Origin of the sequence: Carboxylicivirga mesophila, from assembly GCF_018271975.1 — a bacterium.
Classification (GTDB): Bacteria; Bacteroidota; Bacteroidia; order Bacteroidales; family Marinilabiliaceae; genus Carboxylicivirga; species Carboxylicivirga mesophila.
In genome coordinates this window covers 272,878-285,186 of record NZ_JAGUCN010000002.1, presented here as the reverse complement: position 1 = coordinate 285,186, position 12,309 = coordinate 272,878, and the positions used below count along the sequence as shown (strand labels likewise).

Genomic DNA, 12,309 nt, shown 5'->3' with positions numbered 1-12,309 from the left:
ATTAGCTAAACCTTCTGAACAGATATCTTTCTGCGTCCGTCTGTCATTTCCTCAAGGGTAACTTCAAGGCGGCCTTCAGGCAGCAGAGATGCAATCTTTTCAGGCCACTCAATCATACTATAATGCCCTGAATACAGGTAATCCTCGTAACCCATATCATAGGCTTCTTCCTCCTCCTTCAGTCGATAGAAATCGAAATGATAAACAATATCATCCTGAGCTGTGTGATACTCATTTACAATGGCAAAACTTGGACTATTAACCGTGTCCTCCACATTAAGCTCTTCACAAAGCGCTTTAATAAACGTTGTTTTACCAACACCCATAGAACCATAAAACGCCAACACCCGTTCGCTGTTATATTTTGATAAAAACTCTGCAGCAACAGCATTAATGGTATCCAAAGAATCAATGTAAAAAGTATCCATCGCATCAAATAATTAGTGAGGCAAAAATAATTGAAGTGCTTGAATAAGCAATAAAAGTAATACTAGTTTAGTACCGTTTTGTGTCATTAAACAACCAGATAAGACGTTTACAAAAAAGCTAAATTTCAGTCAATAGCAGATTGGAATAACAATACCTGGTTAATGCTGTTAAGAACAATATCAATTCTATAGGTCCGCCCCTATCAATTTCGAGATGTTCAGCTACCAATTTTCATTATCTACAATATGAATAATGAATAAAAACCCTGCACCACCAGGTGCTAATTTATTCTCCAGTTACTTCACCTCGTAACTCAATCCTTTTTCTCTGAAACAACAAACCAGGTAATTTATCACTTATAATCTATCACTTAGCTACTACTACAAACAGATGACAAACCTGCCACCAAAAACCAAATACTGATTGACTGATGAGCAATACAACTATTGTATTGTATTAACTTTAATTAGATATTTGCTTAAACAACAAGGAGCATAATTTAATATATTTGCTCAACACACTTTGTACATTTATTGGGAAATTGACAACATATTTATGAGCACATTAACTGATAAAAAAGGCTTTGGAACAGCACCTGTATTTTTTACTGCTATTTCAACAATTTTAGGTGCTATCCTGTTCCTGCGATTTGGAATGGCCGTTGGCAACCTGGGTTTCTACGGAGCACTAGGCATCATTATTCTGGGTCATATGATTACCATCCCAACAGCTTTGGCTATATCCGAGATAGCCACCAACAAACGAGTTGAAGGAGGTGGAGAATACTTTATAATATCCCGTTCATTCGGTTTAAATATTGGTGCCACTATTGGCATGGCTCTATATTTCTCTCAAGCCATTAGTGTAGCTTTTTATGTCATTGCATTTACCGAAGCATTTGAGCCTTTCTTTAATTGGATGCTATCATCTTTTGACATTGCATTGCCAAGACAGGTCATAAGTGTGCCTGCTATATTGATTTTAGCCTATATTGTATTACAAAAAGGATCGGACATGGGTGTTAAAACACTATATGTTGTAGTGGCAGTGCTATTTATTTCATTAACTCTCTTTTTTGTTGGTCGCACATATTTTTTTGAAGCCGGTGATTACAGCCAAAACTTTGTGTTTAATAATCGTAACCAGTTTTTTGTGTGGTTTGCCATCTGTTTTCCGGCATTTACGGGCATGACTGCTGGTGTAGGACTTAGTGGCGATCTTAAAAATCCTACCAAGTCAATACCTCGTGGTACTATGTGGGGCACCATTTGTGGCATGCTTATCTACATCTTTATCATCTATAAATTCTCGATTTCTTTAACACCTGAAGAAATGAGCAGTTCACAGCTGGCCATGGCTAATGTGGCTGTTTTGGGTGCTATCATTATCCCCCTCGGATTGGGTGCTTCAACCATATCATCAGCCATTGGTTCGGTGCTGGTAGCCCCACGCACTATACAGGCCCTGGCGGTGGATAAAAGCTTCCCAAGCGTTGCACTTAACAGGTGGCTGGCCAAAGGCAAAGGCGAAACCAATGAGCCTTATAATGCAACCCTTATTACCATAGCTATCGCTCTGGTTTTTGTACTGATGGGTGAAGTAGATTTTGTAGCGCAAATCATCTCCATGTTTTTTATGATTACATATGGCTCTTTATGCCTGATATCCTTCCTGAATCATTTTGGAGCATCACCATCATACCGCCCACAATTTAAATCGCATTGGGCCATTTCACTCATTGGCTTTTTATTATCAATGTGGGTAATGTTTAAAATCAATGCGGCTTATACAATAGCGGCCTATGTGGTTATCACGCTCTTATACCTGTACCTGAATTACATTCATAAGGAAAGAGGCGGCTTGCAAAAGATTTTCCTGGGAGCACTGTTTCAATTGAGTCGCCGCATTCAACTCTACATGCAAAAACACCGCAGCTATGAGACTGATGACGAAGAGTGGCGACCATCAGCCATTTGCATCTCATCCAACTCATTTAAGCACAGTAAGGTGTTTGATCTGATGAAATGGATTTCATACAAACATGGCTTTGGTACCTATTTTCACTTTCTGAAAGGGTATTACTCTAAGAATACAACTACAGAGGCCAAACAAATTGTAGATAAGCTGATTGATGAACACCACGATCAGGAAAGCAGCCTGTATGTTGATTGTATGATTTCACCATCCTATACTACTGCCATTGCACAGGCAATTCAGAGCCCAAGTATCAGTGGTATGGAAAACAATATGATTGTGTTTGAGTACAGACGAAACGAAGCTGAGGCAATTGAGGCCATTTTGGATAATATTAGCCTGACCAGGGCTGGTGATTACGATGTATGTGTCTTTTCAGATGCCAATAAAAATACGCATTTTAAAAATGGCATTCATATCTGGATACGTTCCATTGACATATTGAACGCCAACCTAATGATATTACTTGGCTTTATCATATTATCGCACCCAGACTGGAAAAAGGGTTTCGTAAAAATATTCAGCATCTGCGACAAAGAAGATGTAGCCACAACGCGCAAACAACTGCAAGAACTGGTTCAAACCGGGCGTTTACCGATAACACTTTCAAATATTGAGATTATTGCTCAGGAGGAAGATAAATCGTCAAAAAGTTTGATTAAAGATAAATCATCTAACGCTGGCCTAACCATTATTGGTTTTAGGGAAGAACAAACAAAGCACTCCGGATCTGAAGTTTTCGAAGGTTTTGATGATATGGGTGACATCCTGTTTGTTAACGCAAACAGGCAACAAACCATTGAATAAAAACTGATACAAGTTGGAGAAATGAATGTGGTTCTTTGTGAATTAATCCAGTTTTTTTTGAACTGCTCCAACTATGATAGGAAACTTAACAATTGGATGCACTTTCATAAGGCTCTTGCTCAGTGACAGAATGCGATAGTTTTATGATGCCATCTTAACTAAGCTTTACGTCTCTTCTAAAAATTAATAACTTTATTACTCATTTGATAAAACTCAAATAATGATGAGTCGTTTGGTTAGTGCATCCCTATTGTTATTGCTCTTTCTTCCTTTGAGAGCGCAATATCCATCCATGCAAATAAATGAGGACTTGGAACTCATCCATCTGCAGGATTCTGTTTTTCTGCATGTTTCATGGGTCAATTCAGAAACTTATGGTCGCTTCTCATGCAATGGGATGGTGATTGTACGAAATAGTGAAGCAGTATTGATTGATACGCCGATGAGCAATGAGCAAACCAAGCAACTTTGCGATTACCTGGTTGAGCATTTCAAGGTGACAATTCGGGCTTTAATTGCCGGACATTATCATGATGATTGTATCGGCGGGCTGGAGTATCTCCATTCTATCGGTGCCAGGTCACTAGCCTGCCAGCTGACCATTGATAAATGTGAAGAAGAAGGAGTAGCTGTTCCTAAAATTGCATTTGACAAGGAATACGACTGCCTGTTTAACAACGAACTGATTGAATGTCGGTTCTTTGGGGCTGGCCATTCATTTGACAACATCACTGTGTGGTTACCCCAGCAAAAAATCCTTTTTGGCGGCTGCCTGGTTAAATCGGCTCAATCGAAAGGCCTTGGTAATTTATCTGATGCGAATATTGATGAATGGGACACCACCATAGAGAAAATTCAATATGCCTATCCTGATGCTAAATTAATTGTGCCAGGACATGGAAAAATAGGTGACGCCCAACTTCTTAGCCATACTATTGAACTCGTAAAAAAGCAGAAAAAGAAATAAGCATATGCCAAAATACATTTCCATCCTTCGGGGCATCAACGTTGGAGGCAAGCGAAAAATATTAATGAAAGAGCTGAAGGATCTGTATAAAGAGCTCGGTTTTACTAATGTAGTTTCATACATCCAAAGTGGTAATTTGATTTTTAATGCCAATGAAGCAACAATTTCCTCAATTGAACAGCGGGTTTCAAAGGCAATTCTTGAACGTTTCGGCTATAATGTGCCTGTATTAGTTTTAAGCAATCTCGAATGGAAACGCATGGTCAGTGAAAACCCTTTCTCTTCACACGACATAAACAAACTTCATGTTACCCTATTGAAAGACCTGCCAACTGAATATGATGTGGAAGTTTTTAAATCTAAAGATTTTGCCCCGGATTTATACCACCTCAACGGGCAATATATCTATATTAAATGCGATGGTAAATACCACCAAAGTAAACTATCCAATACTGCCATTGAAAGACATTTAAAAGTAGAGGCCACAAGCCGAAACTGGAAAACTGTGATCAAAATTTCTGAACTTCTAAATGAGTAAAAAATAAAAGCACCTAGAAGGTGCTTTTATTTAATTTTCTAATTGTCAACGGCAATTACCTCTACTATTTGTGGAACTGATTTTTTCACCACCATCTCCACGCCGCCTTTAAGGGTCTGCATACTAAGCGGACAGCCATCACACGAACCTTCCAAACGCACTTTTACAACATAGTCATCTGTGATTTCCACAAGGCTTATGTCTCCACCATCTCCTTTGAGGTAAGGGCGAATCTCTTCAAGAGCAGCCTCTACCTGCTGTGTCAATTGCAATTTATCCTCTCCCATGACTTATTATTTATTTCTTCATTTCAACAACCTTGGTTTCAGGCATGGTTTTATTTCTTAATTCCACCCTTTCAACCACTTTTTGTGCCAGATCTGCAAATGCCAGTCCCGTCATTGAGCTCTCGTTCAATGCCGCCGGTTCACCAGCATCACCACCCTCGCGAATGCTTTGCACCAAGGGAATTTGCCCCAGCAATGGGATACCCATTTTATTAGCCAGTCGGCTACCTCCATCTTTACCAAAAATATAGTATTTATTATCGGGTAACTCAGCAGGTGTAAACCAGGCCATATTTTCAACCAGCCCAAGCACAGGCACCTGTATATTTTTACTCTGGAACATACTCACCCCTTTCACAGCATCGGCCAGTGCCACATTCTGAGGGGTAGATACAATCACTGCACCTGTTATACTGATTGTTTGCACTATAGTCAGGTGTATATCACTTGTACCAGGCGGTAAGTCAATTAACAAGTAATCCAGCTCGCCCCAGTTACCATCATTAATCAGCTGACGTATGGCATTGGTTGCCATAGCTCCGCGCCATATCAAGGCATCATCGGGATTCACGAAATAACCTATACTTAACATTTTAACACCATACTTCTCCACCGGAAGGATTCTATCTTTACCGTCAATCTTCTCCAACACCGGACGAGCATCTTCCGTTTGAAACATGATAGGCACCGATGGTCCGAAGATATCAGCATCTAATAAACCAACTGAATAACCCGCTTTTGCCAAAGCAACGGCCAGGTTTGAAGTAACGGTTGATTTACCAACACCACCTTTACCTGAAGCAACGGCCACCACATTCTTCACATGTGGCAAAGATTTCTGCTCTACCGCCTTTTGTTTAGGTTTTATTTTCACATAGATATTCCCTTCAATCTCGGCGGCCTCATCCACATAGGTCTTGATAGCCTGTACACAAGCTTTTTTAAGTGAACCAACCATTGGATCGTTAGCTCTGTCGAAAAGGAGGCTAAAGCTGATACGCTTCCCTTCAATGCGTATATCATCTTCTACCATACCCAACGACACAATATCCGTTCCTTTGCCCGGATGCACCACATGCTTCAATGCATCCAATATGAGATTTGGATAGTATTCCATCTTATCTTTATTTAAACCTTTTTAAAATTAGACTCAAAGGTATAAAAAAAAGAGAAACGCACTTTCTCTTCTTTATTGTATTATAAATGCTTTACAACAACTCGCTGGACGGGTCCCAAAACACTTCACTAAAATTTACAATCTGATTATCCTCTACCTGAACACCTTCATTTTCCAACAGTTCTTTCATCGTTTCTCCACCTGGAAAATGGTGCTTGCCGGTTAACAAACCTTTTCGGTTAACCACGCGATGAGCCGGTATAAAACGGGGCCAGCTGCTGCATTTATTCATAGCCCAGCCAACCATACGAGCACTGCGACTGCTTCCCAGGTACGTGGCAATAGCACCATAAGAGGTTACGCGCCCTTGGGGAATCAACTCGGCTACCTGATACACGCGCTCGAAGAAATCTTTATTGTCAATGGCCATATTGCGAGATTACTTACCCTTTCGACGTGCATCGGCATGCTTAATAAGCGCCTCCTTTACTTTCACTACGCCTCGCCCGGCACTATGGTAGTTATCAAAATCTATTTCAATATCGGGTTCAATCCATTGCTCCCTGTCTTCGAGATGAAACTGCAGGTACTTAATACTAAGGCCATGCTTCAGCCATTTGGATTCGTAGTGGGTTTGAATCGACAAAATTTCATTGTCGTAACCTGAACCATATAAATCACTTTCGCTCACCTCAACCTTAAAGCCGTTTTCTTTAACCATCTCGGCCGTGTAGGTATAGAGAAAGTTAGAATCGGTTTTAAGATGAACCAAACCGCCCGGCTTCAGAAAGTTTTTATACAATTGCAAAAAGCGTGTGGATGACAGGCGCTTATTAACCTTCTTCATCTGCGGATCGGGAAATGTCAGCCAGATTTCATCTACCTCGCTGGCTTCAAAAAAAGCAGTGATAAACTCGATTCGGGTGCGCACAAAAGCAACATTCTTAAGCCCTTTGTTTTTAGCATCGGTAGCTCCACGGTGCATACGTGCACCTTTAATGTCGATGCCAATAAAGTTTTTGTCCGGAAATAATTCGGCCAGTCCAACAGTGTACTCACCTTTACCACAACCAAGCTCTATAACTATTGGATGATCATTTTTAAAAAAATTCTTATTCCAATTACCTTTCTGATAGAATGACTCTCCCTTCAGATCACTGTAATCGGCTTCAAAAACATGATCATAAGTTGCCATTTCGGCAAACTTCTTCAACTTATTCTTTCCCACCCTATTTATTCTTTTGCAACGTTGGCCCGCTCAACTCTCAGACCAATATTATGAATTCCTTCCAAATCCTCATCGCGCATACCCTGCACTATTCTGAAGGAGTATGCCCCTGTTTCGGCAAATTTCACACCCAATTGATACGGTATCTTTGCATGATACAAATCGCCCCAACCTGAGCCTATCCATCGCCCGGCATCATCAGCCAAAACACAATCCACTTTATCTTGCATTGTTTGCCCCGAAGGGCTGACCACCTCTACAAAAAGCCATAGGTTACTATTGGGATAATTGGAGCGGTTGCGCACATTTAATATCACATTGTATGGCTGCTCGGTGCTTTCTATATCAACTTTAAACACTGCCATCGAATCAACATGCCAGCCACCTTTGGGGATGGTTACATACTGATCAAATACAACCCCTCTATCGCAGGAACTCACAACAATGAGTCCTAACAATATAATTATGAGACTACTGTGTTTTATTTTGTCCATCGCCCCCTTGTTGTTTACGTTGATTATTAGGTCGGTAACGACGCTTGGATTTATTATACGGTTTCTTTCCTCCGCCAGACTGCTGCTGATTGCTTTGTTTATTTTCAGCTGGTTTAGCAGTTTGTTTACCTTCATTTTTTTGAGCTCCACTGCTACGTCTGCGACTAGGCCTCCGTTTTTTCTTTTTCTGTTCATCAAACCTGGTCAAACTCTCCTGACCAATCACGTTGTCATAGGTAGGCTCTGCCACCAAAGGCTTTAATACTTCATCTGCCAGGCGATCCACCTTTTTACCTCTGCGATTCAAACGGATAACCTCCTTCACACGGTCAACAGAAACGGAAACAATGCCAGCCGGGATATCTTTGTCGGTGCTATACCACATAGTACGCGAGAAGATATCAGTTTTAAAATGGTAGTAGTTACCATCAACCGTTTCCAGCACAATGTTTGTACGAGGGAAATCCTGCTGTGCATCAATATAGGCATCCAGCTCGTAGTTGAGGCAACACTTAAGTTTACCACACTGGCCTGCCAGCTTTTGCGGATTGAGTGATATTTCCTGATAACGGGCTGCATTGGTGGTTACCGACACAAAGTTGGTCATCCAGGTAGAGCAACAAAGCTCGCGGCCACATGGCCCAATTCCTCCTATTCGACCAGCTTCCTGGCGGGCACCAATCTGTCGCATTTCAATACGTACCCTGAAGGTTTCGGCCAACACTTTAATTAGTTGACGAAAATCCACCCGTTCATCGGCAATGTAATAGAAGATAGCCTTTGTTTTATCGCCCTGATACTCCACATCGCCAATCTTCATATCCAGATTAAGACGCTCTGCTATTCGGCGCGACTCCAGCATTGTTTCATGCTCAAGCCCTCTTGCTTCTTCCCATTTTTCAATATCAACGGGCTTTGCTTTCCTGTAAACGCGCTTAAACTCAAAAGTATCCAGGTTAATGTTATGCTTCTTCATTTGTAGCAGCACCAATTCTCCAGTCAGTGTTACTGTACCAATATCGTGCCCGGGCGAGGCTTCAACAGCAACAACATCCCCTTTTTCAATCCGAAGACCATTGCTGTTTCGGAAATAGCCCTTACGGGTGTTTTTAAACTGAACTTCTACAATATCGGTTGTATTGATACTGGCAGGTAAATCGTCCAGCCAATCATAAACATTGAGTTTTCCGCACCGACTGGCGCAACCCGAACAACCTTTTTTCTCTGTATCTTGAATAATTTCTTCCATAAAATAAAAATAAAAGGCTCAATGACCTTGTGAATCAATGCCTATTGCTTTAACAGCATAATTACCTTCAGGCACAAATCCATTAATATAATACGTGCATTCCCATTTTGTTCAAGATGAGAATGTGCCAAACTAAATTCCTCACTCAGTTGCAATACATTTCCATCGTTAATAAACGGTGAAAAACGTACCGAGAAATTTTCCTCTTCAGGTGTAAGATACAATAAATCCTTTTCCTGAATGTTCATCATAAAATTTTCGCGAATTAATCGCAAAGCAAACTCAAAGAAGTTTTTCTGACGCTCTTTGGATTGACGATTCATTTCATCGCACCAATCTATCAGTTCAAATAGCTTACGCCCATAAGCTAAACGCATCAGACTTACAAACTTATCAAAAAAGAAGGTACGCTCCTCGCTTTGATTGATTATTTCCCTGGCAGCCACATAATTCCCCACCGACAATTTAGCGTAGCGCTCGCACTCTTCAGCACTCAGGCTATACTCTTTATGCAATGCACCTGAGATATCCTCAATACTTAGGGCTGGTATATTCAAGCGTTGAGCCCGGCTCTGAATGGTTCCTAATATCTCATTAGGATTATCGGACACCAACAAAAACACAGTGCCCTCAGGCGGCTCTTCCAGCAGCTTCAGTAACTTATTGGCAGCTGCAACATGCATTTTCTCAGGCAGCCAGATGATCATTACTTTATATTTGGCCTCAAAAGTTTTTAGGCTCAATTTTTTAATAATCTCCTGACTTTCCTGGCTATAAATCAATCCTTGCTTATCGGCATCAAGGTTATTAAACCACTGGTTAATATCAAAATAAGCATTTGACAATACAAACTGACGCCATTCGGAGAGATAAGAGTCACTCACCGGATTTTTATACTTCGGGCTTTTAACAACGGGAAATACAAAGTGCAAGTCGGGATGAATCAGCTTGCCATATTTAACACATGAGGCACACTCTCCACAAGAATCGTCGTCCTGCCTGTTCTGACAATTAAGAAACTGGGCGAAAGCCAGCGCCAGGTTTACCTTTCCAACTCCCTCAGGACCACAGAATAACTGAGCATGACTAACACGATTTTCCTTCACCATGTTAATCAAATGTTTCTTAATACGTTCGTGCCCTATTACTTCCTTAAATTTCATTAAGCTGCCTAAAATTCAAGTCATCAAAGATAGCAATTTTGTTGGTTGTTAAAAATGCCATTTTCGTTGGATATCCAGCTAACAAAATGGCCTGTCATGATCCAAATCATTAAGTGAAAAAGATGTGCATTAGCATTAAAGAACTAGATTTGCAGAAAATTTGTAGCATGTCTGTTTTTCTTTTTGATGAAATTGTTTTTGGACCAGTAAACAGTCGTCGTCTCGGCGTATCACTGGGTATGAATCTGATGCCTGTTAACCGAAAGATATGTTCATTTGACTGCATTTACTGTGAGTGCGGGCTCAATGGACAATTAGGCGATAAAAATGGACAGATACCTGAAAGACAAATGGTGAAAGAATCCTTAGATAAGAAACTCACCAGCATGCTTAACAATAACTTAAAACCAGACGTCATCACCTTTGCCGGCAATGGCGAACCAACGCTTCATCCGGATTTCAAAGGAGTGATTGACGACACCATTGAACTGCGCAACAAATATTGTCCGGAGGCCAGAATAGCCGTTCTTTCCAATGCATCGAGGCTTCACAAGCCGGAAGTAGTAGAAGCACTGCTAAAGGTTGATGACAATATTCAGAAGCTTGATTCCGGATTAAAGGATACCATTCTGAAACTTGATCAACCGAACTACCCGTTTGACCTTAACACCACCATTGAGCAACTATGTGGCTTTAACGGTCAGGTGATTATTCAAACGATGTTTGTGGAAGGCGAAGCAAACAATGAAACCATAGATAACACAACAGAAGCTGATATTTTAGCCTGGCTGCAAGCTTTAGACAAAATCAAACCTGAAAAGGTCATGATTTACACCATCGAACGTGATACGCCCTACAACTCATTGAAAAAAGTACCGCTGGATAAATTAAAGCAGATTGCCCAAAGAGCAGAAGAACAAGGACATACAGTATCTATTTCGGGATAAGCACTACATGCGAGAGTTAGTTACTATATTTGTATAGTGACAGCCACCAACACATATCGCCGCATACTCGTTAGCCCACTGAATTGGGGATTAGGGCATGCTACTCGTTTAATACCCGTTGTTGATGCACTTGTCAAGAAAGGTCACTATGTGTTACTAGCTGGCCAATCACCGTCTCTGGATGTATTGCGCCAAACCTTTCCCGCGCTCGAGTGGGTTGAATTAAACGGATTTAATGTGCAGCTGGCCACCAGCAGGCATCAATGGCTGAGCTTAATGAAGCAAATACCTTCTTTCTTCAGTTCCATCAGACTGGAACACAAACTCACCCAAAGCATCATCAAACAATATAACATTGACTTAATTATATCTGATAACCGTTATGGCCTTTGGTCAAATGAAGTGCATTCTGTCATCATTACTCATCAAACAACACCATCGACAGGCAAGCACTTCTCTTTTTTTAAACCTTTATCGAATGCGTTAAGCAGGTATTGGCTCAGGAAGTTCAACGAATGCTGGGTACCTGATATAGAGTCCCCCACAAAATTATCGGGCACATTATCAGGAACCATCACGCAATTAAACACTCATCACATCGGATTACCATCCAGATTGTCACTGGTGGACTGTACTACCGATGACACCTGCGAGGTATTAATCATTCTTTCCGGTCCTGAACCCCAGCGAAGCATCCTGGAGCGCACCTTAATAAGGCGATTTAAGAATAGTCATTTTCAGACTATCCTTTTAAGCGGGACACCAGGTGGAGTCATCCGAAAAGAAGGCTCTGTTCAGATACTTCCCCATTGCCATGCCCGCCAACTAAAAAGCCTGATAATTAACAGCAGATACATCATCTGCCGTTCGGGCTATTCAACCCTGATTGATTTAATACATTGCCATCGGACAGCTTTACTAATTCCGACACCAGGCCAGTATGAACAGGAATACCTGGCTGTTAGAGCAAGCGATCTGTGGGGTTTTAGCTACATTAACCAGCAACAGTTAGAGGAAGTGGCGTTAGAACGTCTTTTACACGAACAAATAACACTGCTACCATTCAATGGCTCAACCGACATGAAGCTTCCAATGTGGCTTTAAATCCG

13 protein-coding genes are annotated in these 12,309 nt (G+C 41.1%); 5 read left to right on the top strand and 8 right to left on the bottom strand.

The window, feature by feature from the left end:
• Positions 1–5: 5 nt before the first annotated feature.
• Positions 6–428, bottom strand: coding sequence for a tRNA (adenosine(37)-N6)-threonylcarbamoyltransferase complex ATPase subunit type 1 TsaE (gene tsaE, locus KEM09_RS03155; protein ID WP_212225396.1), 423 nt, complete (start codon positions 426–428; stop codon positions 6–8).
• Positions 429–984: 556 nt separating this feature from the next.
• Between tsaE and KEM09_RS03150 the strand changes: the two genes are divergently transcribed.
• The 3 genes from KEM09_RS03150 (at position 985) to KEM09_RS03140 (ending at position 4,715) form a co-directional block, all read left to right on the top strand.
• Entirely contained in the window at positions 985–3,210 is a 2,226-nt protein-coding gene (locus KEM09_RS03150) for an amino acid permease (RefSeq protein ID WP_212225382.1), read from the top strand.
• Between the two features lie 220 nt (positions 3,211–3,430).
• On the top strand, positions 3,431–4,177 hold the full coding sequence (gene bla / locus KEM09_RS03145) for a subclass B1 metallo-beta-lactamase (RefSeq protein ID WP_212225380.1): 747 nt from the start codon (positions 3,431–3,433) through the stop codon (positions 4,175–4,177).
• 4 nt (positions 4,178–4,181) lie between these two features.
• Positions 4,182–4,715, top strand: a complete 534-nt coding sequence (locus KEM09_RS03140) for a DUF1697 domain-containing protein (RefSeq protein WP_212225378.1) — start codon at positions 4,182–4,184, stop codon at positions 4,713–4,715.
• A 38-nt stretch (positions 4,716–4,753) separates the two neighbouring features.
• On the opposite strand, the gene KEM09_RS03135 is transcribed toward KEM09_RS03140, so the two are convergent.
• The 7 genes from KEM09_RS03135 to holB all read right to left on the bottom strand — a co-directional run bounded on the left by KEM09_RS03135 (position 4,754) and on the right by holB (position 10,253).
• Complete coding sequence (locus KEM09_RS03135) at positions 4,754–5,002, bottom strand: NifU family protein (RefSeq protein ID WP_212225376.1); 249 nt, start codon at positions 5,000–5,002, stop codon at positions 4,754–4,756.
• A 10-nt stretch (positions 5,003–5,012) separates the two neighbouring features.
• Positions 5,013–6,119: an Mrp/NBP35 family ATP-binding protein gene (locus KEM09_RS03130; RefSeq protein WP_212225374.1), complete on the bottom strand. Its 1,107-nt coding sequence runs from the start codon at positions 6,117–6,119 to the stop codon at positions 5,013–5,015.
• A gap of 91 nt (positions 6,120–6,210) precedes the next feature.
• Positions 6,211–6,549, bottom strand: a complete 339-nt coding sequence (locus KEM09_RS03125) for an MGMT family protein (protein WP_212225372.1) — start codon at positions 6,547–6,549, stop codon at positions 6,211–6,213.
• A 9-nt stretch (positions 6,550–6,558) separates the two neighbouring features.
• Positions 6,559–7,347, bottom strand: a complete 789-nt coding sequence (trmB, locus tag KEM09_RS03120) for a tRNA (guanosine(46)-N7)-methyltransferase TrmB (protein ID WP_212225365.1) — start codon at positions 7,345–7,347, stop codon at positions 6,559–6,561.
• A 5-nt stretch (positions 7,348–7,352) separates the two neighbouring features.
• Positions 7,353–7,841 carry a gliding motility lipoprotein GldH gene (locus tag KEM09_RS03115; protein WP_212225364.1) on the bottom strand — a complete coding sequence of 163 codons (489 nt, stop codon included), beginning with the start codon at positions 7,839–7,841 and terminating at the stop codon, positions 7,353–7,355.
• Positions 7,819–9,090, bottom strand: a complete 1,272-nt coding sequence (locus KEM09_RS03110) for a PSP1 domain-containing protein (protein ID WP_212225362.1) — start codon at positions 9,088–9,090, stop codon at positions 7,819–7,821. The genes KEM09_RS03115 and KEM09_RS03110 overlap by 23 nt, the downstream gene beginning before the upstream one ends.
• Positions 9,091–9,131: 41 nt before the next feature.
• On the bottom strand, positions 9,132–10,253 hold the full coding sequence (gene holB / locus KEM09_RS03105; protein WP_212225360.1) for a DNA polymerase III subunit delta': 1,122 nt from the start codon (positions 10,251–10,253) through the stop codon (positions 9,132–9,134).
• Between the two features lie 167 nt (positions 10,254–10,420).
• Between holB and KEM09_RS03100 the strand changes: the two genes are divergently transcribed.
• On the top strand, positions 10,421–11,200 hold the full coding sequence (locus tag KEM09_RS03100) for a radical SAM protein (protein ID WP_212225358.1): 780 nt from the start codon (positions 10,421–10,423) through the stop codon (positions 11,198–11,200).
• A 36-nt stretch (positions 11,201–11,236) separates the two neighbouring features.
• Complete coding sequence (locus tag KEM09_RS03095) at positions 11,237–12,304, top strand: glycosyltransferase (protein ID WP_212225356.1); 1,068 nt, start codon at positions 11,237–11,239, stop codon at positions 12,302–12,304.
• The last annotated feature ends 5 nt before the right edge of the window (positions 12,305–12,309 follow it).